Annotated in this window: 20 protein-coding genes; 6 read left to right on the plus strand and 14 right to left on the minus strand. The window is 64.5% G+C overall.

The features are described from left to right. Positions 1-57: 57 nt before the first annotated feature. Genes ACFUCV_RS10130 through ACFUCV_RS10145 form a run of 4 tightly spaced genes read right to left on the minus strand, consistent with a single transcriptional unit; the run spans position 58 to position 5309 of the window. On the minus strand, positions 58-1392 hold the full coding sequence (locus tag ACFUCV_RS10130) for an ABC transporter substrate-binding protein (RefSeq protein WP_380815194.1): 1335 nt from the start codon (positions 1390-1392) through the stop codon (positions 58-60). A gap of 52 nt (positions 1393-1444) precedes the next feature. Next, complete coding sequence (locus ACFUCV_RS10135) at positions 1445-2365, minus strand: carbohydrate ABC transporter permease (protein ID WP_380815196.1); 921 nt, start codon at positions 2363-2365, stop codon at positions 1445-1447. 2 nt (positions 2366-2367) lie between these two features. Beyond that, positions 2368-3270 (minus strand): carbohydrate ABC transporter permease, encoded by a 903-nt coding sequence (locus ACFUCV_RS10140; RefSeq protein ID WP_380815273.1) that lies wholly within the window; start codon positions 3268-3270, stop codon positions 2368-2370. 11 nt (positions 3271-3281) lie between these two features. Next, positions 3282-5309 (minus strand): beta-galactosidase, encoded by a 2028-nt coding sequence (locus ACFUCV_RS10145; RefSeq protein ID WP_380815198.1) that lies wholly within the window; start codon positions 5307-5309, stop codon positions 3282-3284. Between the two features lie 192 nt (positions 5310-5501). Between ACFUCV_RS10145 and ACFUCV_RS10150 the strand changes: the two genes are divergently transcribed. Then, complete coding sequence (locus ACFUCV_RS10150) at positions 5502-6524, plus strand: LacI family DNA-binding transcriptional regulator (protein WP_380815200.1); 1023 nt, start codon at positions 5502-5504, stop codon at positions 6522-6524. Here the strand turns inward: ACFUCV_RS10150 and ACFUCV_RS10155 are convergent. The 3 genes from ACFUCV_RS10155 to ACFUCV_RS10165 form a co-directional block, all read right to left on the minus strand. Beyond that, positions 6469-6975, minus strand: a complete 507-nt coding sequence (locus ACFUCV_RS10155; protein ID WP_380815202.1) for an alpha-galactosidase — start codon at positions 6973-6975, stop codon at positions 6469-6471. The genes ACFUCV_RS10150 and ACFUCV_RS10155 overlap by 56 nt on opposite strands. Before the next feature lie 215 nt (positions 6976-7190). Continuing rightward, positions 7191-7817, minus strand: coding sequence for a response regulator (locus ACFUCV_RS10160; protein ID WP_380815204.1), 627 nt, complete (start codon positions 7815-7817; stop codon positions 7191-7193). Next, positions 7814-9022 carry a sensor histidine kinase gene (locus ACFUCV_RS10165; RefSeq protein WP_380815275.1) on the minus strand — a complete coding sequence of 403 codons (1209 nt, stop codon included), beginning with the start codon at positions 9020-9022 and terminating at the stop codon, positions 7814-7816. The genes ACFUCV_RS10160 and ACFUCV_RS10165 overlap by 4 nt, the downstream gene beginning before the upstream one ends. Before the next feature lie 216 nt (positions 9023-9238). Between ACFUCV_RS10165 and ACFUCV_RS10170 the strand changes: the two genes are divergently transcribed. After that, positions 9239-9805: a heme-binding protein gene (locus tag ACFUCV_RS10170; protein ID WP_380815205.1), complete on the plus strand. Its 567-nt coding sequence runs from the start codon at positions 9239-9241 to the stop codon at positions 9803-9805. 7 nt (positions 9806-9812) lie between these two features. After that, positions 9813-10532, plus strand: a complete 720-nt coding sequence (locus tag ACFUCV_RS10175; RefSeq protein ID WP_380815207.1) for an ankyrin repeat domain-containing protein — start codon at positions 9813-9815, stop codon at positions 10530-10532. A gap of 109 nt (positions 10533-10641) precedes the next feature. Here ACFUCV_RS10175 and purU read toward each other — a convergent pair whose 3' ends face one another. The 7 genes from purU to glyA are packed head-to-tail and all read right to left on the minus strand — an operon-like array spanning position 10642 to position 19438. Beyond that, a complete protein-coding gene (gene purU, locus ACFUCV_RS10180; protein ID WP_380815209.1) occupies positions 10642-11553 on the minus strand; it encodes a formyltetrahydrofolate deformylase in 912 nt (303 codons plus the stop codon). Between the two features lies 1 nt (position 11554). After that, a complete protein-coding gene (locus ACFUCV_RS10185) occupies positions 11555-12928 on the minus strand; it encodes an L-serine ammonia-lyase (RefSeq protein WP_380815210.1) in 1374 nt (457 codons plus the stop codon). Then, entirely contained in the window at positions 12919-13554 is a 636-nt protein-coding gene (locus tag ACFUCV_RS10190; RefSeq protein ID WP_380815212.1) for a sarcosine oxidase subunit gamma, read from the minus strand. The genes ACFUCV_RS10185 and ACFUCV_RS10190 overlap by 10 nt, the downstream gene beginning before the upstream one ends. 4 nt (positions 13555-13558) lie before the next feature. Beyond that, the gene (locus tag ACFUCV_RS10195; RefSeq protein WP_380815214.1) at positions 13559-16501 is read right to left on the minus strand and encodes a 2Fe-2S iron-sulfur cluster-binding protein; all 2943 of its coding nucleotides are present in this window, start codon (positions 16499-16501) and stop codon (positions 13559-13561) included. A gap of 2 nt (positions 16502-16503) precedes the next feature. Further along, a complete protein-coding gene (locus ACFUCV_RS10200) occupies positions 16504-16863 on the minus strand; it encodes a sarcosine oxidase subunit delta (protein WP_380815216.1) in 360 nt (119 codons plus the stop codon). Between the two features lie 32 nt (positions 16864-16895). After that, positions 16896-18116 carry a sarcosine oxidase subunit beta family protein gene (locus tag ACFUCV_RS10205; RefSeq protein ID WP_380815217.1) on the minus strand — a complete coding sequence of 407 codons (1221 nt, stop codon included), beginning with the start codon at positions 18114-18116 and terminating at the stop codon, positions 16896-16898. Continuing rightward, positions 18113-19438, minus strand: a complete 1326-nt coding sequence (gene glyA, locus ACFUCV_RS10210; protein ID WP_380815219.1) for a serine hydroxymethyltransferase — start codon at positions 19436-19438, stop codon at positions 18113-18115. Before glyA ends, ACFUCV_RS10205 begins: the two co-directional genes overlap by 4 nt. Before the next feature lie 271 nt (positions 19439-19709). Between glyA and ACFUCV_RS10215 the strand changes: the two genes are divergently transcribed. From ACFUCV_RS10215 to ACFUCV_RS10225, 3 genes are all read left to right on the plus strand, one after another. Further along, entirely contained in the window at positions 19710-21044 is a 1335-nt protein-coding gene (locus tag ACFUCV_RS10215) for an MFS transporter (protein ID WP_380815277.1), read from the plus strand. A 66-nt stretch (positions 21045-21110) separates the two neighbouring features. Then, the gene (locus ACFUCV_RS10220) at positions 21111-22367 is read left to right on the plus strand and encodes an aminopeptidase P family protein (RefSeq protein WP_380815220.1); all 1257 of its coding nucleotides are present in this window, start codon (positions 21111-21113) and stop codon (positions 22365-22367) included. Between the two features lie 70 nt (positions 22368-22437). Next, positions 22438-23247 (plus strand): IclR family transcriptional regulator, encoded by an 810-nt coding sequence (locus tag ACFUCV_RS10225; RefSeq protein WP_380815222.1) that lies wholly within the window; start codon positions 22438-22440, stop codon positions 23245-23247. Positions 23248-23257 lie beyond the last annotated feature (10 nt).

Genomic DNA, 23257 nt, shown 5'->3' on the forward strand with positions numbered 1-23257 from the left:
GCCCCTGACTTCCTGAGTGGGTCCGCTGTGGAGCGGCTCTTATAAAAGCAGCTGCGGTTACTGAGCCACCGGAATGGACTGCGTGCCCAGTTCCTTGATGGTGGCGTCCTGGGCGGCCTTGAGGGAATCCACCAGGGTGCCCTTTTTGGTCACTGCGGCCTTGAAGCCATCTGAAATGCTGTTGTACGTCTGCGTCATGGTCGGGCCCCAAACAAAGGTGCTGGAAACCTGCGTGGCGGATTCGGCAAAGACATCGTAAATCTTCTGGTCGCCGTAGAATTCAACGCCCTCCTTGAGCACCGGAAGTTCCAGGCCGGCGGTGGTGGCCGGGTAGAGGTTCGCGGACTCATTGAGCATGGTCAGGGATTCGCTGGAGGTGTTGAGCCAGAGCGCAAACTTGGCCGCTTCGTAGGGGTGCTCGGATCCGGTGAAGACCACTGTGGAGGAACCTCCCCAGTTGCCGCTGGTGTCATCATCCTTCTCCCACTGGGGCATGGGGGCAACGCTCCATGAACCTGCGGTGTCCGGAGCGCCGGAGGCGATGGAGTTGGCGCCCCACACGGCGGAGTTCCAGCTCCAGACCTTGCCGGTGTTGTAGGCGTTGTCCCACTCGGACGTCCAACCCGGGTAGCTGGAGACCAGGTCGCGGTCAATCAGGTCCTGCCAGTACTCGGCAACCGTGGTGCTGCCGTCCCCGGCCAGCGAAACTTCCCACTGCTCGCCGTCGTTCTTGAACCAGGTGTCACCGGTCTGCCAGACCAGGCCAGCGAACTGGTTGACGTCATTTTGCGAGAAGTTGGTGATGTAGTTGCCGGTCTTGCGGACTTCAACGGCGGCGTCGGCAAACTCTTCCCAGGTGGTGGGCACAGCAATGTTGTTTTCCTTGAACAAATCGCTGCGGTAAAACAGGCCCATGGGGCCGGTGTCCTGCGGGATGCCGTAGGCGGAGCCCTCTTCGCCGAAGCTGACCTGGTTCCAGGCCCAGGGAATGAAGTCGCTTTGGGCGTCGGCCACGTCCTGGCAGCCGGCAATGTTGGTCAAACCGTCCTGGACGCGGAAGTTCGGCAGGGCGTCGTATTCCACCTGGCCCAGATCCGGGGCGTTGCCGGCCTTGAGCTGGTTAAAAAAGTTCTGGTAGGTGCCGCTGTTGCCGTTGGGGCCGGTCTGCACCTTGACCTGGATGTCCGGGTTCGCCTCGTTCCACACCTCCACCACGCTTTCAATTCCGGGGATCCAGGAGGTGAAGGAGAGGGTGACGGGGCCTTCGGAGGGTGTGCACTCAATGGCGCCGGCGCCGGCGGCGGCGGTGTCGCCGGAGTCCGTGCTGGAGCACCCGGTGAGGGCAATGGCGGAAAGGACTGCGACTGCGATGGCGCTTTTTAGGGGTTTCATTTCTTCCTTGAAGTGATTGTTTTCAATGGGAGGGGTCACGCTGGGGGAAAAGTTATTTGACGGAGCCTGCGCCGAGTCCGCTGCGCCAGAAGCGCTGCAGGAACAAGAAGGCCACGATCAGCGGAATGATGGACAGCAGGGCGCCCACCAGCACATACATCCGCAGCTCCGGGATCTGGTTGATTTGCGAGTTCCAGGTGTACAGGCCCAGGGTCACCGGGAAGTTGGCCTCATCGCGCAGCATGATCAGCGGCAAAAAGAAGTTGTTCCAAATCGCCACGAACTGGAACAGGAACACCGTGACCAGGGCCGGGAACATCAACTTCACGGAGACGCTGAAGAAGGTGCGCACCTCGCTGGCGCCGTCCAGCCGGGCCGCTTCCATGAGCTCGTCGGGGACGCTGGAGCCGGCGTAGATGCGGGTGAGGTAGACGCCGAAGGGGCTCACAATGCTGGGCAGGAACACGGCCCAGAAGGTGTTGGTGGCGTTGACCTGGCTGAACATCAAAAACAGCGGCAGCGCCAGGGCGGTGGCCGGAACCAGCACCCCGCCCAGGATGATGTTGAACACCAGTTCCCGGCCCTTGAAGGAGTACTTCGCCAGCGCGTAGCCGCACATTCCGGCCAGGATGGTGGCCAGCAGGGCGCCGCCGCCGGCGTAGGCCACGCTGTTGCCGATCCAGCGCAGGAAAACACCGTCCCGGTAGCTGAGCACATTGGAGATGTTCTCAATCAAGTTGAAGTCGGAGAACCACAGCGGGTTGGTGCTGGTCAGTTCGCCCTTGGACTTCGTGGCGGAAACAAAGAGCCACCAGATCGGGGTGAGGAAGTAGAAGGCGAAGATGACCATGATGAGCATGGCGCCCATGCGGGGGAGCATCTGTTCGCGCGGGCCGCGCGCCTGGCCGTGGACCAGTGCAAGCTCGCGGTGGTCCTTGCGCGGCTTTGCAGGGCTGCTGGTTGTCTTGCTCATTATCAATTGCCCTTCGGGTGGGTGAACTTGAGGAAGGCGAAGGAAAGGATGAAGGTTGTCAGTGCCAGGACCACCGACATCGCTGCAGCCAGGTGGATGTTGGGGATGGAGGAGGTGGTCAGGACCGCCAGGTTGGGGGTGAAGGTGCTGTTCACGGCGGAACTGAAGGTGCGGAACACCTGGGGTTCGGCCAATAGCTGCAGCGTGCCGATGATGGAGAAGATGGCCGTCATGACAATGGCCGGGATCACCAGCGGAATCTTGATGGACAGCGCAATGCGCAGCTGCCCGGCGCCGTCGAGGCGGGCCGCTTCATAAATTTCCGCCGGGATGGAGAGCAGGGATGAATAGATGATGAGCATGTTGTAGCCCACAAAGACCCAGGTCACCACATTGGCCATGGCCCACAGCACCAAATCCGCGGAGAGGAAGTTGATGTTGCTGGTCACCTGGGTGAACGGGGACAGGTTGGGGGAGTACAGGAAACCCCACATGATCGCGGCAATGACGCCGGGTACGGCGTAGGGGACAAAGAAGGCCAGACGGAAGAACTTCTTGCCCCGGACCAGCGGGGAATCCAACAGCAACGCGAACAGCAGCGCCAGCCCCAGCATCACCGGGACCTGCACGGCGCCGAACAAAAAGACCCTGCCGATGGATTCCCAGAACGGGCCGTTTTGGAACACGGCAATGTACTGGGTGAATCCGCCAAAGACCTCCGTGGCCTTGCCGAAGGTTCCCTGCCTGTCGACCTTCAAAAATGACTGGTAGAGGGCGTAGCAGATGGGGGCCAGGTAGAACAGGATGAAGAGCAGACCGAAGGGTGCCACGAAGAGCACGATCGCCTTGCTGAACTTGTTCTTCGGCTTCCGGTTTTCCAGCACTGGTGGCTCAACAGTGAGCATGTCCGTGCGGCTCATGGTCGTACTTCCTCTCGGATCACGCGCACGGCACCGGCAGGAACCGTGAGCGTCTGGGAAATGTCGGTTTGGGTCAGGATTTCGTGGCCGGCGGCAACGAGCTGCTGCTCCTGCCGTCCGTGGTTGATGACGAACAGGTAGGAACCGCCAGGATGGCTGCGGCGCACCATTTCCAGTTCGGCGGTGGCCTCCGGGGCCACCGGCGCCACCGCTGCGCCCTCCAGTGCACCGCTGACAAGGTGCAGCAGGGCGTCGGAGTCCAGGACGGTGCCCACATACCAGGCCTGTCCCTGGCCAAATCCGTTCACGGTGACGGCGGGGCCGCCCGGATTGGGCCCATCCACGTAGGAGACGACGGCGTCCGCCCCCTGCAGGGTGGTCCTTTCGCTCCACAGGGAGGAGGTGCGCCCGTCGGAGAGTTCCAGCTGCTGGCCGGGCAGCAGGGGGCAGAACTCTTCGGTGCGGATGCCCAGCATCTCGCGGAAGGCGCCCGGGTAGCCGCCGGTGCGCACCCGGTCGTCCTCGTCCACAATGCCGCTGTAGAAGGTGACAATGGCGTGCCCGCCGTTGTGGACGTAGTTGTTGATCTGCGCTGCGTGGTCATCGGAGACCATATACAGGGTGGGGACTATGACCAGCTTGAATCCGCTCAACTCGGCGCCTGGGGCCACCATGGTCACGGTGGTGCCCGTGGCCTGCACGGCGGCGTAGATGGCGTGGGCCTGCTCCAGGTAGTTGATGGCGGCGGAGGGCCGGGTTTCGGCGTCGGCCGCCCACCAGGACTCCCAGCTGAAGACGAAGGCCACGCTGGATTCGACCCGGCTGCCGGCCACCTCGGCCAGGCTGGCGACGGTGGCACCGAGTTCCACCACCTCGCGCCAGAGCGCGCTGTCCTGGCCGGCATGGGGCATGAGCGCTGAATGGAACTTTTCCGATCCCTGCAGGGAGGCGCGCCACTGGAAGAAGCAGACGCCGTCGGCGCCGCGGGCCACATGGGCCAGGGAGTTGCGCATCATTTCACCCGGGGCCTTGGCCACATTGTGCGGCTGCCAGTTCACGGCCCCGGTGGAGTGCTCCATGAGGATCCACGGCGCGTTGTTGGCCAACCCGCGGGTGAGGTCCGCGGCAAAGGAAAGCTCGGTGGTGGGGTCCCCCAGGCGGTGGTCCAGGTAGTGGTCATTGGCAATGATGTCCATGTCCGCGGTCCACGTGAAGTAGTCCATGTTGCGGATGTGGGTGGTCACCATGAAGTTGGTGGTGACGGGGATGGTGCTGTGGCGGCGGATGATCTCCGCCTCCAGCCGGTAGTTGCTGCGCAGTTCATCGCTGCTGAAGCGGCGGAAGTCCATGCTTTGGCCGGGGTTGCGGCTGGAAAGTGTCAACCGGGGCGTGAAGATTTCCTTCCAGTCGGAGACCCGCTGGCTCCAAAAGTCGGTGCCCCACGCAGTGTTGAGTGCCTCGAGGGTGCCGTAGCGGCGCTTCAGCCAGCCCCGGAATGCCGCCGCGGAGCCTTCGCAGTGGCAGTGGGCGTTGTGGCAGCCAATTTCATTGGACACATGCCACAGGGCGACGGCGGGGTGGCTTCCGTAGCGCTGTGCCACCTGCTCCACCAGCAGCGCCGCATGGTGGCGGTAGATGGGCGAGCTGGGGCAGAAGGCCTGCCGCCCGCCCGGGTAACGCCGGGTGCCGTCCTCCACCGTGGGCAGGACCTCCGGGAAGGTGGTGGTCAACCACGGCGGGGGAGAGGCGGTGGCAGTGCCCAGGTTGATGCTGATGCCGTTGGCGTGCAGGAGTTCAATGATGGCATCGAGGTTGGTGAAGTTGTACTCGCCCTGGCGCGGTTCCAGGTGCGACCAGCCAAAAATGTTAATGGCCACAAAGTTCACGCCGGCCTGCTTCATGGCGGCCACGTCTTCCAGCCAGACGCGCTGATCCCACTGTTCCGGGTTGTAATCGCAGCCGAAGGCCATCCCGGATTCCAAATCGATGACGGAACGGGGAGGTCCGCCGGGGGAGCTGTGCATGGAAATCCTTAGCTGGTGGTGCGAAACAATGAAACGGCAGCTGCGGGACAGCTGCCTGTGAACGTTCACAGAGACGGCCGCACAGTCTGCGGCAGGAGATTCTGTGAACGTACACAGATTATGTTCGACGTCACAATGATGTCAAGTTCCCGGTGCGCCCGTGGGGCCATTGGGGGCCGGTAAGGTGGTGGCATGACTCCACCACCGGCCAGAAAAAAGCGCGCAACCATCCTGGATGTTGCCACTGTTGCGGGGATTTCGCGGGGAACCGTGAGCCGGGTCCTCAACGGCGAACCCTATGTTTCCGAAACGGCGCGGGAGGCTGTCACCAAGGCCATCCAGGCAGTGGGTTATGTGCCCAACTCGGCCGCGCGCAACCTGGTGCGGCAAAGGTCCCAGGCCGTGGGGCTTTTAATCCATGAGCCCCACTCCCTCTTCCTTGAGGACCCCAACATTGGCTCCATCATGCTCGGGGCCAACACGGTGCTGTCGCGGGCGGGCTATCAAATGGTGTGCTTGATCATTGATTCCGAGCGGGACCTGCACCGGGTGGGCGGGTACCTCAACGGCGGGGCCATTGACGGGGCCATTGTCATCTCCGCCCGCGAGAACGACCCCATCTCAGAGATCATCGAGCAGCTGGCCATGGCCTCGGCCTTTGTGGGGCATCCGCCCAACCGCCGCCGGCTTCCCTTTGTCTCCATCCACAATAAAAAGGCTGCCGCGGAGATCACCGCCCGGCTCAAGGACTCGGGCCGCACACGCATTGGCATGATCGCTTCGGCCCTGGACCGGGCGGCCGGCTCGGACCGGCTGGCCGGGTTCAAGGAAGCCATGGGGGCGGACTATCTGCCGGAGCTGGTCACCGAGGTGGCGAGCTTCTCCTTCGACGCCGGGATTGCCGGCATGCGCCAGCTGCTGGAAAAGTGCCCCGGCATTGAGGCGGTGTTTGCCGCCTCCGACGCCGTCGCGGCCGGCGCCATGACGGTGCTGCAGCAGGCGGGCCGGCGGGTTCCTGAGGACATTGCCCTGGTGGGCTTCGATGACAGCGTCTGGGCCCAGCGCACCAACCCGCCCCTGTCCACGGTGCACCAGCCTGCCTCCGAACTGGGCGCCGAGGCCGCGGAACTGGTGCTGGCCCAGCTGCGTGGGGAAAAAATCAACCGCGACGGCGTGTACCTGGAAACAGAGATTGTGTGGCGCAGCTCCGTCTGATCCGGTACGCAGCTGGCAGCCGCGCCCGCAGCCGCACCCGGTCCGGTAGTTCATAGGGGACCAGCAGCCCCGTGTTGGCTTGGTTGTCCAGGCGTTCAAGGGGGTCAATGCAGTCGCTGGTCCAGATCCTGTCGGTGTGCTCCAGGATGCCCATATCCAGGCGGGCCCCGCCGGAGGCGCAGCTTTGAGTTTCCAGCTCCAGGTGGCGGGTTTTCAGTTCCGCCAGCAGCCGGTACAGCGCCAGGGTGGACCCGCGGACGGAGGCGGCACCGGTGCGCGGGCAACCGGTGCTGCCGGTGTTGCTCAGGGTGTGGCGCTGGCGCAGCACGCCGGGCCCGGTCAACTCCAGCTCGGTCACCAGGCGCAGTCCACCGGCCGGGTCCTGCGCCGTGATGGTCAGGGCAAAGTCCTCCGCCAATGCCGCTGGAGACCCGCTGGGGACGGGCAGCAATGGCCAGGGATTCCAGCTCGGCTGCACCAAGGGTGCCCGTGGCGGATCCCCAGTGCAGGATGGTGGGCAGGCCGGTGGTGGTCAGATCAATGATGACCGGGGTGCCGCCGCGGTGCATTTGGGGGTGGGCTGGAAGGGGGAAGTGGCTGCGCTCATTGACTGGTTCCATCTGGAAATGCCCTTGCCTTGTCAAAATCCACGCTCCCGTCCCGGCGTCAACGCATGCCCTCACGCCTAATGGCCGTGGCAATGGCCGCCGCCCGGGTGTCCACCCCCAGCTTGGCGTAAATGTGGGCCAGGTGCGTCTTGACGGTGGCCTCTGAAATGAACAGGCGCTGGCTCAATGCCTTGTTGCTGAGGCCCTCAATCAGCAGGCTCAACAGCTCCGCCTCACGGGAGGTCAGCACCTCCCCGGGATTGCGCAGTTGCTGGAACAGCCGCGAAGCCACCGGCGGGCTCATGACGCTCTTGCCCTGGGCCGCGCCGCGCAGGGCGGCAAAAATCTCCTCCGGCGCCGCATCCTTCAGCAGGTACCCCATGGCGCCGGCGTCCACCGACCTGACAATGTCGGCGTCGGAATCATAGGTGGTGAACACCAGGATGAGTTGTTGGCTGTTCAGGCGCCGCAGCTGCTTGATGGTCTCAATGCCGTCCATGCCGGAGCCCATGGCCAAATCCATCATGACCACATCCGGTTGGTGTTCGCGCACAGCCAGCAGCGCCTCCTCCCCGGAGGCCGCCTCGGCCACCACCAGCAGCTCAGGCTGGGTGCCCAGCAGTGCCTTGAGTCCGCTGCGGACCACCATGTGGTCATCGACCAAAAGAACCGTGATGTTTTTCATGCCAGCGTCCCGTCCGTGGGCAGCTGCACGGCAACAATGGTCCCCTCGCCGGGGGTGCTTTCCACCGAGAAGGCCCCGCCGAGCTGCTCCACCCGTGCCCGCATGGCGCGGATGCCGTAGCCGCCGGACTCCGAGGGCGGGTCGATGCGCGCAAGATCGAACCCCACGCCGTCGTCGTACACATCCAGGGTCACCGCGCCTGGCAGGTAGCCCAGGGTGATGGTTGCCTGCGCGGGACCGGCGTGGCGCTTGATGTTGGCGCAGGCGCTCTGGACCACCCTGAGCACAGCGTGCCTGACATCGGCCGGGAGGGGCCGTTCCTGCCCTGTTTCCTGCACCCGGACCTGTGGCAGGTGCAGTGCCGCCGCCTGCCACAGCGCCTTGGGCAGCGGCACGCCGTCGAGCCCAGGGGTGGCCAGATCATGCACCAGGCTCCGGGTGTCTGCAAGGTTCTGGCGCAAAAGCGCACCGGCCTTGATGACATCGTCCCGGGCCCTGGGACCGGGCCAGCTCCGGCTGGCCGCCTCCAACAACAACACGCCGCTGGCCAGGCCCTGGGTCACGGTGTCATGGATTTCCCGGGCCACCCGCTCACGCTCGGCGATGGTGCCGGCCCGGCGCTCGCTGACCGCCAGCTGCCCCTGGGCCGCCGAGACTTCCGCATGCAGCCGGCGCTGCACCCGCACGTCATGTTCCATGCGGTCCAGGATCAACGCCAACATGGCACCGGTGGCCAAAGGACCCAAGAGCATGGCAATGTCGCTGCCACCGCTGAGCCGGAACAGGCCCAGTGCGGTGGCCACGGCCAGGGTGCCGGTGGCAAGATGGGCCACAGCACCGGCCAATGCGGTGCGGCACAGGAAAAACAAGGCAAAGGAACCCCATGCAAAACTGGGAGCCACCAGCACCAGCGCACACCACGGCGCCACCAGCACAAAGATCCACCCCGGACGCAGGCGGCGCCGCCGTTTCAACACTGCAATGAACCCATAAATGAGGCACGCGGCCGCAGCCAGGGCCAAAACCCAAAGATTCTCCGCCGGCCGGTGCCGCATCACGTACCTGACGGCGGAGGCCACCATGAGCACCGCGAATCCCAGGTGCACCACGGCGTCAATCCGGGCCATGGACGGTGCGGCGGCGCCGTCAAGGACTGTTTCAGGGCCGCCGGAAATCACGGGCGGGGCAGTTGCGGGCGGTGTCATGGTCCTGTTCCGGTGCGGCGGGGTGTGTTCCTTCCATGCTAGAGCCTGCGCCGTGGCGCGTCTGTCAGCCTTTTGGCTGATGCCGCCAGCTGAAGGGATGGGCATGATCCAGACGAATGCCCGATGCCGTGCCCCGGCCAGCTGCGCCACCATGGAATCAAGGCCGCGGCAATCCGCCACCGGCCGGCTTTGAACCCCCACGCACCAGGAGCCCCCATGCGCCAGCACGTCAAAATCATCACCATTGCCACCGCAGCACTGCTGCTCACCGGCGGCAGCACCGTCATGGCCAACGCCGGTGCCCCGGCAGGTGCCCAAGCCGTTGCCCCGGCCGTGAAACCGGTGGCGGAAGTCCCCGTGGCGGCAGCAAACGCGGTGGCCCAAAACCGGGTCTCCGTCGGCGCGTCCGCCAAGGCCGTGGCTGCCGCCCTGGCGCAGTGCCAGGCGGACAAGCTTCCTTTCGTCACTGTGGCCGTGGTGGACCGTTTCGGCACCGTCCAGGCGATCCTGCGTGGTGACAACGCCGCCGAACACACCATTGAATCCGCCAAGGCAAAGGCCTATACGGCTGCCGCATTCGGCGCCCCCACCAGCGAACTGGCCCAGCGCATCAACGGCAACGGCCCCACCATTGCCGATCTGCCGGGAACACTCTTTCTGCCCGGCGGCGTGCCCTTGAAGGTCGCCGGTGTCTCAGTGGCCGGCATTGGCGTCGGTGGTGCCCCCGACGGCAAGCTCGATGAGGCCTGTGCCGCAGCCGGCGCCGCGGCCCTGGCCAACTAGCTTCGCCATGGACCTCCGAACGTCCCGCACCCGCCGGATCCACACCGGCCTGCTGGCTGTGGCATCCCTGCTCATTCTGGTGTCCTGCTCGGGCGCCGGTCCCGGCACGGGTGCGACGACGGCGGCGCCCGGAGTGCCGCCGTCGTCCGCCGCCGCCAGCCGGGCACCGGCTCCTGCGCCGCCGGAACCCACCAGCGCGCCGGCCGCGCCGACCCCGCCGGCACCGCAGGACCAGGCCGCGCTCGACGGGCAACTGGTGTCCGCGGCCAAGGCCAATGACCTGCCCCGGACCGCGAAGCTCATCAGTGCCGGCGGCAATGTCAACGCCAAGGATTCACTGCAGGACTCAGCGTTCCTCTACGCCGGGGCCGAGGGCTTCAATGAGATCCTGGAGCTCACGCTCGCCCACGGTGCCGACGTCGCCAGCACCAACCGCTACGGGGGGACGGCCCTGATCCCGGCCAGCGAGCATGGGCACGTGGAGACGGTGCGGATACTGCTGGCCGCCGGGGTTCCCGTCAACCATGTCAACAACCCGGGCTGGACAGCCATGCAGGAGGCGGTCCTGCTCAACAATGGCGGGCCCAGGCAGCAGGAGGTGGTCCGCCTGCTTTTGGACGCCGGCGCGGACCCTGACATTCGGGATCCGCAGGGGCGCACAGTGCTTGAAAACGCCAGCATGCTTGGCTTTGGCGAGATTGTGGAGCTCATTGGGCAGCGCCGCTGAACCGGGGGTGCGGCTCCCGGCTGTTGCAGCGCGCAACCGCTGCCTGGGCGTGCAGGCGCGGATCCAACACCGGAAACCGCGGCCGGGCGGGCCGGCAGCTGCGTTTGGCTTAGCGCAGCACGATGGTGCGGTTGCCCTGCAGGATCACCCGGCCCTCGCAGTGCCAGCGGACAGCGTTGCTCAACGCCTTGCATTCGGTGTCCCGGCCCGCGGCCACGAGGTCGTCGGGGCCAAAAGTGTGGTCCACCTCCACGACCTGCTGGGAGATGATGGGCCCTTCATCGAGTTCACTGTTGACGTAGTGCGCCGTGGCTCCCACGGTCTTCACCCCGCGCGCATACGCCTGGTGGTAGGGTTTGGCACCCTTAAAACTGGGCAGGAAGGAGTGGTGGATGTTGATGGCCCGCCCGCTCAGCTCGCGGGTAAGTTCGTCGCTGAGTATCTGCATGTACCGTGCCAGCACCACCAGTTCCACGTCGAACTCCGCCACGAGCTCCAACAGCTTGGCCTCCGCGGCGGGTTTCGTGGCGGCGGTGACGGGGACATGGAAGAAGGGGATGCCGTGCCATTGTGCCAGGCGCTGATGGTCCGGATGGTTGGATACCACGGCCACCACCTCCACGGGCAGCTCTCCGGTGCCGGTGCGAAACAGCAGGTCGTTCAGGCAGTGCTCAAACTTTGAGACCATGATCAACACGCGGCGTTTGGCGCCGTGTGGGCGCAGCTCCCACCGCATGTCATGGCGGGCAGCCAGCGGTGCAAAGTCGGCACGCAGCCGGGCCAGGGTTTCCGCCCCGGCCGGGGCGGAAAAGTGCAGGCGCATGAAGAAGCGCCCGTCCGGTTCGGGCCCTCCGGCGAGCGCCTGCAGGTGGAGGCGGTCGCTGAACTGGCGGTTGTCGATGATGTCGGCGCCGTGCTCGAGCAGGGCTCCGGAGATCTGGTGCACCAGTCCCGGACTGTCGGGGCAGTCCAGTGTCAGCACATACTGCGCGGTCCGGACCGGTTCTGAAAGAGTGCTCATCTCAGCACTCGATCACGTTCACGGCCAGACCCCCGCGGGAGGTTTCCTTATACTTGCTCATCATGTCGGCACCTGTTTCCCTCATGGTCTTGATGGCTTTGTCCAGTGACACCTTTTGGCTGCCGTCCCCGTGCAGGGCCAGCCGCGCAGCATTAATGGCTTTGACGCTGGCAATGGCGTTGCGTTCAATGCAGGGGATCTGCACCAGGCCGCCCACCGGGTCGCAGGTCAGGCCGAGGTTGTGTTCAATGCCGATCTCGGCGGCGTTTTCGGCCTGGACAGGCGTGCCGCCCAGGACCTCGCACAGTGCCCCGGCGGCCATGGAACACGCCGATCCCACCTCGCCCTGGCAACCCACTTCCGCCCCGGAGATGGAGGCATTGAGCTTAAAGAGCATGCCGATGGCCGCGGCAGTCAACAGGAACCGCACGACGCCGTCGTCATTGGCCCCGGGCACAAACTTCAGGTAATAGTGCAGCACCGCCGGGATGATGCCGGCCGCCCCATTGGTGGGAGCTGTGACTATGCGCCCGCCCGCGGCATTTTCCTCATTGACGGCCAGCGCAAACAAGTTCACCCATTCCATCGCCCGCAGCGGATCAGCTGCATCCTCCGGCGCCTGCAGGGTGCGAAAGAGCCCCGGCGCGCGGCGGGTGACACGCAGCCCGCCGGGCAGGATGCCTTCGCCCGCGCAGCCGTTGTCCACGCACGTCTGCATGACCGACCAAATGTGCAGCAGCTTGGCCCGCAGTTGTTCCTCCGTGTGCCACACCAGCTCGTTGGCGAGCATGACCTCGGAAATGCTCAGGCCCTCCCGTGCACAGATGGCCAGCAGCTCATTGGCGGTGCTGAAGGGGTGGGGCAGAACGGTGTCATCGGGCACCACCTTGTCCGCCCCGGCTGCCTGCTCGTCGACCACAAAGCCGCCACCGACGGAGTAGTACGTGCGCTCCCGCAGCACCGTTCCGGCATGGTCCAGGGCCCGGAACGTCATCCCGTTGGAATGCACCGGCAGCGACTTGCGCCGGTGCAGCACCACGTCGCGGTCGAAGTTGAAGTCGACACGGTGCACCCCGGCGAGCATCAGTTCGGCATCCAGTGCCGCCGCGGCCACCTGGTCATCGGCTGTGGCCGTGTCCACCGTTTCCGGGTCCTGTCCCTGCAGGCCCAGCACCACCGCCTTGTCCGAACCGTGGCCGCGGCCCGTGGCACCGAGGGAACCAAACAATTCCGTCGCAACACGCACGACGCCGGACAGCTCGCCGTCACGCGCCAAACCGTCGACAAAACGTTTGGCCGCACGCATCGGGCCCACCGTGTGGGAGGAGGAGGGCCCGATGCCCACGGAAAACAAGTCCAGGACACTTAGTGCCATGGTGCGCCCCCTGAGGCGAATTCCCGCATCCCGTCCAGGAGCCAGCGGCCCAGGTAATCGGCAAAGGACGCCCTGGGGAAGATCTGGAACGTTTCGTCCCCGGTCTTCCACAGCACGGTGGGGATCTTGTTGATTTCCGTGGTGATGGCGGTGCCGGCGGTGAGGGTGCGCGGGTGCAGATCCGCCGCACAGCTCTTTTCCAACACGGCCCGGGCGCTGGGACCTGACAGTTCAAAGGTGGTGCGGTTGCTGGAGAGGTCAATGACCTGCCCGGCCGTGTCCCCCAGGGCGGCCACGAGGGCCGCGGCCAGGGTGCCGGGAGTGGGTTCGTCCGGGGCCACCACCAGGAACTCATCCGGGGCAAGCCACAGCGTGGATGCTTCCGGCGCCAGTGAATCGGCGCCCCCGTGCGTGACCTGGCCGGAGGTGGCCGGCAGCGCGCCGATGAGGGCGGCAATCCGCTGGCCGCCGTGGGACAGCGGATCCACCCGGATGCCCACCATTGCCTGGAACGGGACCTCGCGCAGGGACACCCCGTATTCCCCGCCCACGGTGCCCACCTGGAAATCAGTCCAGAGGTGTTCGGCCGGACTGTGCCGGCGTGCCTGTACATTTGCGGTGTTCATTGTGTTACCCATCCCGGCGCTTCCCTTCGGCATCAAAAAGTACTGTTTCCCCTACAACGACGTCCACCAGCTGGGAGCCGACCACCGCCACAAGGCGCTCGCCGATCCGTTCGCGGCCGTTCTTGATCAACGCCAGGCCGAAGGACCGGCCCAGTGCGGCGCTGTGGTAGCTGGAGCTGACAAAGCCCTGCATTGGCACGGGCCCGTAGGCCGGGTTGATGGTAATGCCCGCTTCCACCAGCTGGGTGCCTTCGGGCACGCGGATGGAGCCGTCCACGGGCAGAATTGACACCATCTGCTTGCGGTTGGCCTCCGATGCGGAGGCACGCAGGTAGGAGCGTTTGCCAATGAAGTCCTTGACCTTGGAAACCACCCATTCCATCCCGGCGTCCTGCGGGGTGACCGTGCCGTCGGTGTCCTGGCCCACAATTGGGTAGCCCTTTTCGGCGCGGAGCACGTGCATGGTTTCAGTGCCGTACGGGGTGATGTTGAATTCCTCCCCGGCCGCCGTCACGTCCTCCCACGTGGCCAGCCCGTACCAGGACGGGACATTGATCTCATAGGCGAGCTCACCGGAGAAGGAGATCCGGCACACCCGCGCGGGCACCCCCGAGGTGAGGGTGGTTTCACGGAACGCCATGAAGGGGAACGCCTCCGCGGACAGGTCCAGCTCCGGTGCCAGCTTGGCCAGCACGGCCCGTGACTTGGGGCCGACGACGGCAATGGTGCTCCACTGCTCCGTCACCGAGGTGCAGCTGACGTCCAGTTCGGACCATTCCGTCTGCAGCCATTCCTCCAGCCAATCCAGCACCTTGGCGGCGCCGCCGGTGGTGGTGGTCATGAAGTAGCGGTCCTCATCCAGGCGCAGGGTCACGCCGTCGTCGAAGATCATCCCGTCCGGGGTGCACATGACACCGTAGCGGGCCAGACCGGGAGCGAGCTTCTTGAACGCGTTGGTGTAGATCCGGTTGAGGAATTCCCCGGCATCCTTGCCCCGGATTTCAATTTTGCCCAGCGTGCTGGCATCCATGTAGCCCACGGAGTCCCGGGTTGCCGCGCACTCGCGCAGCACCGCCGCATCCATGTCCTCACCCGGCAGGGGGTAGAACCAGGGGCGCTTCCATTGCCCCACATCCTCAAAAAGGGCGCCTCGGGCCTCGTGCCACGGGTGGATGGAGGTGCGCCGGGCAGCGTCAAAAAGATTCCCGCGCTGCCGTCCGGCCAGGGCCACAAAGGCCACGGGAGTGAACGGGGCGCGGTAGGTGGTGGTGCCAATGGCGCCAATGTCCGGGTCAACCACCGTGCCCTGCTGGCGGAACGCGGCGGCAATGACGCCAATGGCGTTGACTCCGGAGGTCTTGCCCTGGTCATTGGCGGTGCTGATGGAGGTGTAGCGCTTGATGTGCTCCACGCTGCGCAGCCCGGCCCCGGTGGAACGCCACACATCGGCAACGCTCTGGTCCCGTTGGAAGTCCACAAAGTGGTGGTGCCAGTCCGACGCCGTGCCTTCCGTGCCGCCGACCAGCCACAAGGCGCGGGTGGGGGCCGTGGGCCGGGCCGGGCGGGCCGGGCGTGCCACCGCGGCGGTGGCGGCGGCAACGGCGGAGGCCGTGGCAAAGCCGGCATTGACGGCGGCAACCGCCCCGGCGGAGGCCCCCTCGGCCACACAGTCGGTCAATGCATAGCTGCCCCGGGCGGCCCCGACAAGCTGCTGATTCTTCACCACGTTGGAGGGGACAAAACCCACCAGCGCAGCATCCCAGCGCACCTTGCCCTGGCCCTGGCTGTGCAGGTGCACCACCGGGCTCCAGCCGCCGGAGACGGCCAGCAGCTCGGCGGCAATTTCCTCCACCCCGCCCACCGGTGCGCCGTCGGCGTCAATGCGCGCCACCAGGACCGATTCCAACCGCGCATCCCCGCTGGTGTTGACCACGGCGCTGTCCAGGATGACGCGTACGTTCTTGGCCGCGGCTGCAGCGACGGCTGTCAGCTCCGGGCGGGCGTCCACCACGGCGGCCACCTCGACGCCGGCCGCGGGCAGGTCCGCGGCGAGCTGGTAGGCGCTGTCGTTGGTGGTGGCAATGACCACGCGGGAGCCGGCGGCCACACCATAGCGGTTCAGGTAGCTGCGCACGGCCGAGGCGAGCATGATGCCGGGGCGGTCGTTGTTTTCAAAGACGAGGGGGCGTTCGTGGGCTCCTGTCGCCAGCACCACCTGCCGGGCACGGATGTGCCATACGCGTTGGCGGGACACGCCGTCGGCCGGTTCCTGGGCCAGGTGGTCGGTGCGGTTCTCCACGGCCAGCAGGAAGTTGCTGTCGTAGGAACCAAACACGGTGGTGCGGGGCAAAACAGTGCACTCCGGCGCGGCAGCGAGTTCGGCGGCAATCCCGGCGACCCAGTCCAGGGCGGGGGTGCCGTCCACCTGTTCGCCCCGGCCCGAGAGCAGGGTGCCTCCCGGTTCGGGCTGGTCGTCCATGAAGATGACGCGGGCGCCGGTGCGGACCGCCTCCCGGGCTGCTGCCAGTCCGGCGGGGCCGCCGCCCACAATGAGCACGTCGGTGTGGACGTACTTTTTGTCGTAGATGGCCAGGTCCTCGGTGGGGTCCAGCTTGCCGAGTCCGGAGAGGAGTTCCACCTCGAGGCCCTCGACGAGGGACACGGCTGTGGCGGGCAGCATGGATTCGGCGGCGTGGCCGGGGAAGCGTCCGGAGACCTTGATCAAGGCATTGGATTCCTCCACGCCGGCGGAGAGGATGCCGCGGGGGCGGTCCTCGTAGAGGGAGTTGCCGGCCGTTAGGCGGCCATTGGCGATCAGTGCCGAGGCGACGGTGTCGCCGGGATGGCCCACGTACGGGACGCCGTCGACGGTGAAGTTCAGGGTGCTGCTGCGGTCGATCCGGCCGCCGCCGCTGAGCCTGTTTGGCTGGTTGTTGTGCCCGGTCATCTTTACGCGCCTTCCGATGCTGTGGTGGGGCCGGCCTCGGCCGGTGCCAGGGGCTGGGACTTGGCCTGTGCGGCCGGTGGGGCGCTCAGGCCTTCCGGTGCTGCTTCGCCCACTCCGTAGACGGCCTGGATTTCATAACTGACGGTGTCGCGGACCATGTTGAACCATTTGCGGCAGCCGGTGCTGTGCACCCACCGCTCGGCGAACAGGCCCTTGGTGTTGTGGCGGTAAAAGAGGTATTCTGCCCATTCCCGGTCGGAGAGCTTCTCCGGTTGCGGCGGGTAGGCCACGTGGGCTTGTCCGCCGTAGTGGAATTCAGTTTCGTTGCGTGGCCCGCAGTTGGGGCAGGTGAACAACAACATGGTGGGTGCCTGGTCTTTCGTGTGGGGGCCGGTTAGTGGGCCACGGCTGCGGCGCCGTGTTCGTCGATGAGGGCGCCGGTTTCAAAGCGCTCCAGCGAGAAGGGCTTGTTGAGCTCGTGCGGGGAGCCGGTGGCGATGGTGTGCGCAAACGTCAGCCCGGCCGCGGGGGTGCCCTTGAAGCCGCCCGTTCCCCAGCCGCAGTTCACGAACATGTTCTCCACGGGCGTGGCCCCCACAATGGGGGAGGCGTCCATGGTGGTGTCCACAATCCCGCCCCAGGTGCGCAGTACGTGTGCCCTGGCGAAAATGGGGAACAGTTCGACGGCGGCCGCCATCTGCTCTTCGATCACGTGGAAGGATCCGCGCTGGCCGTAGCCGTTGTAGGAGTCCACGCCGGCGCCCATGACGAGTTCGCCCTTGTGGGCCTGGGACACGTAGACATGCACGTGGTTGGACATGACCACTGTGGGGTGCACGGGTTCGTGCAGTTCCGACACCAGGGCCTGCAGCGGGTGTGACTGGATGGGGAGCTTGAAGCCCGCCATTTCCGCCAGCACCGAGCTGTGCCCGGCCGCGCACAACCCCACCTTTTCCGTGTTGATGGTCCCGCGGCTGGTTTGCACGCCCGTGACCCTGTCACCGTCCTTGATAAAGCCCGTGACCTCGCAGTTTTGGATGATGTCCACGCCGAGCTCGTCGCACTTGCGGGCAAACGCCCAGGCCACGTGGTCGTGCTTGGCAATGCCGGCACGTGGTTGATAGGTGGCACCCATGACGGGGTAGCGGATGTTGTCGTTGATGTTCAGGATGGGGCAGAGTTCCTTGACCTGCTGTGGATCCAGCCATTCGGCGTCAACGCCATTGAGCTGGTTTGCCCCCACCCGGCGCATGCTTTCGCGCACGTCGCCCAGGGTGTGGGCCAGGTTCATGACCCCGCGCTGGCTGAACAGGAAGTCATAGTCAAGTTCCTCGGGCAGGATTTCCCACAGCTTCAGGGAGTGCTCATAAATGGCGGCACTTTCATCCCACAGGTAGTTGGAGCGGATGATGGTGGTGTTGCGGGCCATGTTTCCACCGGCCAGCCACCCCTTCTCCAGGATGGCAATGTTGGTCATGCCGTGGTTTTTTGCCAGGAAATACGCCGTCGCCAGGCCGTGGCCGCCGCCGCCAACTATCACGGCGTCGTAGGATTTTTTGGGATTTGGGTTGCGCCACAGGAACTCTGGGTGCTCCGGAAGGTGGTCTGCGCTCACAGTGCGGCTCCGTTCGGGGTGGTTGCGGCGGTGGTGGATGGGGCAGCGCCGTTAAGGTGGGGGTAAAGCGGAAACTTTTCGGCCAGGATGGCCACCCGGTCACGGAGCAGCACGGCGGATTCCTCACTGAGCTCGCCCTTGATGGCCTCGGCAATGATGTCCGCGACCTCCGTGAACTCGGCCGCGCCGAAGCCGCGGGTGGCCAGCGCCGGGGTGCCAATGCGCAGCCCGGAGGACACCATGGGCGGGCGGGGGTCAAAGGGGACGGCGTTGCGGTTGACGGTGATGCCGATCCGGTGCAATCTGTCCTCGCCCTGCTGGCCGTCCAGTGCGGAGTTGCGCAGGTCCACCAGGACCAGGTGAACGTCGGTGCCGCCACCCACCACTGAAATGCCGTGCTCGGCGACGTCGGGGGCGAGCAGGCGCTCCGCGAGGATGCGGGCGCCCTCCAGGGTCCGTTCCTGGCGCTCCTTGAAGCTGGGGGAGGCGGCAATTTTAAACGCCACGGCCTTGGCGGCAATGACGTGCTCCAGCGGCCCGCCCTGCTGTCCGGGGAACACGGCAGAGTTGATTTTGCGGGCCAGGGATTGCTTGCTGAGGATGACGCCGCCACGGGGACCGCCGAGGGTCTTGTGCGTGGTGGTGGTGACAATATGGGCATGGGGCACAGGATTTGGGTGCAGGCCGGCAGCCACGAGCCCGGCGAAGTGGGCCATGTCCACCATCAAGTACGCGCCCACCAGATCCGCAATGCGGCGGAACTCGGCGAAGTCCAACTGGCGGGTGTAGGCGGACCAACCGGCCACCATCAGCTTGGGCCGGTGTTCCAAGGTCAAGGCCTCCACCTCGGCCATGTCCACGCGCATGTCGGATTCGCGCACATGGTAGGGAATTACCTTGTACAGCTTGCCGGAGAAGTTCAGCCGCATGCCGTGGGTGAGGTGTCCGCCGTGGGCCAGATCCAGTCCAAGGATGGTGTCGCCTGGCTCAAGCAGCGCCGACATGGCCGCGGCATTGGCCTGCGCCCCGGAGTGCGGCTGGACATTGGCAGCCTCGGCGCCAAAGAGCGCCTTGATCCTGTCGATGGCCAACTGTTCAATCACGTCGACGTGTTCACAGCCCCCGTAGTACCTCTTGCCCGGGTACCCTTCGGCGTATTTATTGGTCAATACCGATCCCTGGGCTTCCATGACGGAGGCGGGGGCAAAGTTTTCAGAGGCGATCATCTCCAGCGTGGATTGCTGGCGATGGAGCTCGGCCGTGATGGCCGCATCAACTTCCGCGTCGGTGCCTGCCAAGGAGTCACTAAGGGTGAACGTCATCATCATTCCTTTGTAATGTCGCTATCAGTGCAACAACGTTGCGTTGAATGCAACGTTAGGCGCCAAATGTGACGTGCGTCAATAGCCCCAGGCAATCCAGATTGGTTTTTCTTATCGACCAATATTCTTTGGGAACTTTCTAACTAAACCCTTGACGGTGATCTGGACCACACATAATCTGGTGCAACAGCGTTGCGTTGGATGCAACCCCAAACCTTTGGTGGATCACATGACAAATCAGCAACCCCCCGGCTTCGGAAGCGCAGCGACGATGCCATCGCCTTCGACAGCTACCAGTCTCAGCGGCCAACCCAACCCCCATTACGACCACGGGGTGTCCAAGAGCACCCTGCGCCGGGTGGTGAGCGCCAGCTTCATTGGCAACTTCGTGGAGTGGTTTGACTACGCCGTGTACGGCTACCTGGCCGTCACCATCTCGCACGTCTTCTTTCCCGAAGCGGACAAGCAAACAGCGCTCCTGCTCACCTTTGGATTGTTTGCCATCTCCTTCTTTGTCCGTCCCGTCGGCGGCTTTATCTGGGGACACATTGGCGACCGGGTGGGACGCAAGAACGCCTTGTCCCTGTCGATTCTGATCATGTCAGCAGCAACGTTCGCCATCGCCTTAATCCCTGACTACAACATCATCGGCATTTGGGCGCCCATACTGCTGCTGATCATCCGTGTTGTCCAAGGGTTCTCAGCTGCCGGTGAATATGCCGGCGCCTCGGCCTTCCTCGTCGAGTACGCACCGGCGAACCGCCGCGGCCTCTACGCAGCCGTGGTTCCGGCCAGCACCGCCACCGGCTTGCTGCTCGGTTCCCTCATAGCCCTGCTGCTCACGGTGGTCATGACCCCGGAGCAGCTGAATTCCTGGGGCTGGCGGCTGCCGTTCCTGCTCGCTGCGCCCATGGGGCTCATTGGCCGTTACATCCGCGTGAAATTGGAGGACACCCCGGCATTTCTCGCCCTGGAAAAAGAGGATGAAGCAATCAAAGCCCCTGTGCTTTCCTTGTTCAAGGAACAGTGGCGGCCACTGCTGATCGCGGTCGGTGCCGTGGTCCTCAATGCCGTGGGTTTCTACGTGGTGCTCAGTTACATGCCCACCTATCTCAGCGAAGTGGTGGGCCTGGATGCCTCCCTTTCATTCTTAGCCACCACTGTGGCCCTCGCAACCTACATTGGTTTCATCTTCCTCACCGGCATGGCATCGGACAAATACGGTCGCAAGCGTGTTCTGATGACGGCATCGATTTCCTTTGTGCTGCTGACAGTGCCAGCCTTCATGCTTCTGGGCACGGGCAACTTCCTGGCGATCCTTCTGGTCCAAATCCTCCTTGGCGCAATGTTGACGCTCAATGATGGAACGCTGCCCAGCTTCCTCGCCGAATTGTTCCCCACCAAAGTCCGCTACAGCGGATTTGCCGTCAGTTTCAATCTCACCAACGCCCTCTTTGGCGGCACTGCATTGTTCGTCTCGACACTGCTGATCAATGTCAGCGGTTCCGATATCGCCCCCGGCTGGTACTTGATGGCTGCCGCCGTCGTATCCCTCCTAGCGGTCTCGCTGGCGAAGGAAAGTTCCAAGACTGCGCTGAAGCAGTAGGCAACGCAACCGCACGCCATTTTTCCTGATAAAGACAATCACCTGCACGATCAACAAGGAGCCACCATGAGCATCACCACGCCCGAAACAGCCAGCACCGTTGCCGAGCTGGAGCGTCTGAAGGTCCTGCACAATGGACGGAAAACGGAACTCACCTTTTCGGACACCGAAATGGAACGACGCCTTCACGGGCTGCGCAGCATCATGGCCGCGAAGGAGCTCGACGCGGTGGTCCTGACGAGCTATCACGGCATCAAGTACTACTCGGACTTCCTCTTCACTTCATTTGGCCGTTCCTACGCCATGGTCGTCACCCAGAATGACACAGTCACCGTCACGGCAAACATTGACGCCGGCATGCCGTGGCGGCGGGGATATGGCGAGAACATTGTCTACACGGATTGGCGCCGCGACAATTACATCTTTGCAATCCAGGAATCGCTGCGCACCCGCGGCATCACGGTTCGCCGCCTTGGCGTTGAGGACGACTCCCTGCCGCTGGACAACCGCAATAAGATTCAGGCCGCCTTCGACGGGGCTGTGCTCGTGGATGTGGCACAGGAGGCCATGCGCCAGCGCATGATCAAGTCGGCGGAGGAAATAGCCGTCATTAAGCACGGGGCCAGGATTGGAGACCTTGGGGGTGAAGCCATCCGCAGGGCCATCAAGGCCGGAATCAGCGAATACGAGGTGGCTCTGATCGGAACCGAAGCGATGGTGCATGAGATTGCCCGAACCTTCCCCAACTCCGAAATCCGCGACACCTGGGTATGGTTCCAATCCGGAATCAACACCGACGGCGCCCACAACTGGGCTACGACGCGCAAGCTCCAGGAACACGACATCCTGTCACTGAACTGCTTCCCGATGACCAGTGGCTACTACACAGCGTTGGAGCGGACCTTGTTCCTGGGCGAACCCGACGCCCGCTCGCTGGAGTTGTGGAACGTCAACGTCGAAGTCCACCGCCGCGGTCTGGAACTGATCAAGCCCGGAGCCGTATGCAAGGACATAGCCGCAGAGCTGAACGAGATCTATGTGGACCATGGACTGCTGGCCAGCCGCACCTTCGGTTACGGACATTCCTTTGGCGTTTTGTCACACTATTACGGACGCGAGGCCGGTCTGGAACTCCGCGAAGACATTGACACGGTCCTGGAGCCGGGCATGGTGGTGTCCATGGAACCGATGATTACCGTCCAGGACGGCCAGCCCGGCGCGGGCGGTTACCGTGAGCACGACATCCTGGTGGTAGGCGAGGATGGTGCCGAGAACATTACAAAGTTCCCCTTCGGCCCGGAACACAACATCATCAACGCATAAGGGGGCTCCGGCTGCGGCGGCAAGCGCTGCCGCAGCCGGGATGTGAGCATCCGGATGGCAATAGGGAAAGATGGTGGTCATGACGACTTCAGCGAAGACAACCGGGACCAACAGCCCCGGCGCCGATACCCGCGGCGCCTCTGTGATCGTCAATGCCATTGCGGTTCTGCGTTGTTTCTCGGCTGAAGAGCCTTTATTGGGCGTCACCGAGATAGCACTGCGGGTGGGCATGCACAAGAGCACGATCTCGCGGATTCTTGCCACCTTGGAACAGGAAGAATTGGTTGAACGTGATCCCAGCTCGCGCCGTTACAAACTGGGGTTGGGCCTGATCGCCGTGGCGGGGCCACTGCTGGCCGAACTGGAGGAACGCAAGGTGGCGTATCCCTTGCTGCGTCAACTGACGGAACTGACCGCCGAGACCAGTGCCCTGATGGTTTGGAACGGCAACGCAGCCATGTGTGTTGAGCAAATCGCCAGTCCACAACAAATCAAGCACACCACCCCCTTGGGGGCCCTGTACCAGGATGCCATGAGCGCTTCAGTTCAGATCTTTTTGGGATTGGAGCCCGAAGCGCGGGTTCGGGAGCTCATCCGAAGTGGCGCAATCACCTTTGCCGGCGTGGACGACGTGGGAATTGAAGCGTACCTGCTGAGGCTCGCCGGCTGGGCAAAACTTGGGTATGCCACCAACTACGGCGAATCATCCCTGGATGAGGTGGGCGTGGCCGCCCCCGTCTACGACCATCGCGGCCATCCGGTCGCTGCCGTGCTTATCCCCGCACCGCGGTTCCGGGTGTCCCCGGACCGCCTGCACGACCTGGGGGAAGCCTGTGCACGGACTGCGCGTTTGATCACCAAGCGCATGGGTGGCAGTTGATATCCACCCA

The sequence above is a fragment of the Specibacter sp. NPDC057265 genome (genome assembly GCF_042668835.1).
In the GTDB taxonomy this organism is placed as follows: domain Bacteria; phylum Actinomycetota; class Actinomycetes; order Actinomycetales; family Micrococcaceae; genus Specibacter.

Bases quoted from the DNA above. Each gene is read 5' to 3' on its own strand.
- ACFUCV_RS10130 (WP_380815194.1), bottom strand. From the start codon at position 1,392: ATGAAACCCCTAAAAAGCGCCATCGCAGTCGCAGTCCTTTCCGCCATT.
- ACFUCV_RS10135 (WP_380815196.1), bottom strand. From the start codon at position 2,365: ATGAGCAAGACAACCAGCAGCCCTGCAAAGCCGCGCAAGGACCACCGC.
- ACFUCV_RS10140 (WP_380815273.1), bottom strand. From the start codon at position 3,270: ATGCTCACTGTTGAGCCACCAGTGCTGGAAAACCGGAAGCCGAAGAAC.
- ACFUCV_RS10145 (WP_380815198.1), bottom strand. From the start codon at position 5,309: ATGCACAGCTCCCCCGGCGGACCTCCCCGTTCCGTCATCGATTTGGAA.
- ACFUCV_RS10150 (WP_380815200.1), top strand. From the start codon at position 5,502: ATGACTCCACCACCGGCCAGAAAAAAGCGCGCAACCATCCTGGATGTT.
- ACFUCV_RS10160 (WP_380815204.1), bottom strand. From the start codon at position 7,817: ATGAAAAACATCACGGTTCTTTTGGTCGATGACCACATGGTGGTCCGC.
- ACFUCV_RS10165 (WP_380815275.1), bottom strand. From the start codon at position 9,022: ATGACACCGCCCGCAACTGCCCCGCCCGTGATTTCCGGCGGCCCTGAA.
- ACFUCV_RS10170 (WP_380815205.1), top strand. From the start codon at position 9,239: ATGCGCCAGCACGTCAAAATCATCACCATTGCCACCGCAGCACTGCTG.
- ACFUCV_RS10175 (WP_380815207.1), top strand. From the start codon at position 9,813: ATGGACCTCCGAACGTCCCGCACCCGCCGGATCCACACCGGCCTGCTG.
- purU (WP_380815209.1), bottom strand. From the start codon at position 11,553: ATGAGCACTCTTTCAGAACCGGTCCGGACCGCGCAGTATGTGCTGACA.
- ACFUCV_RS10185 (WP_380815210.1), bottom strand. From the start codon at position 12,928: ATGGCACTAAGTGTCCTGGACTTGTTTTCCGTGGGCATCGGGCCCTCC.
- ACFUCV_RS10190 (WP_380815212.1), bottom strand. From the start codon at position 13,554: ATGAACACCGCAAATGTACAGGCACGCCGGCACAGTCCGGCCGAACAC.
- ACFUCV_RS10195 (WP_380815214.1), bottom strand. From the start codon at position 16,501: ATGACCGGGCACAACAACCAGCCAAACAGGCTCAGCGGCGGCGGCCGG.
- ACFUCV_RS10200 (WP_380815216.1), bottom strand. From the start codon at position 16,863: ATGTTGTTGTTCACCTGCCCCAACTGCGGGCCACGCAACGAAACTGAA.
- glyA (WP_380815219.1), bottom strand. From the start codon at position 19,438: ATGACGTTCACCCTTAGTGACTCCTTGGCAGGCACCGACGCGGAAGTT.
- ACFUCV_RS10215 (WP_380815277.1), top strand. From the start codon at position 19,710: ATGCCATCGCCTTCGACAGCTACCAGTCTCAGCGGCCAACCCAACCCC.
- ACFUCV_RS10220 (WP_380815220.1), top strand. From the start codon at position 21,111: ATGAGCATCACCACGCCCGAAACAGCCAGCACCGTTGCCGAGCTGGAG.
- ACFUCV_RS10225 (WP_380815222.1), top strand. From the start codon at position 22,438: ATGGTGGTCATGACGACTTCAGCGAAGACAACCGGGACCAACAGCCCC.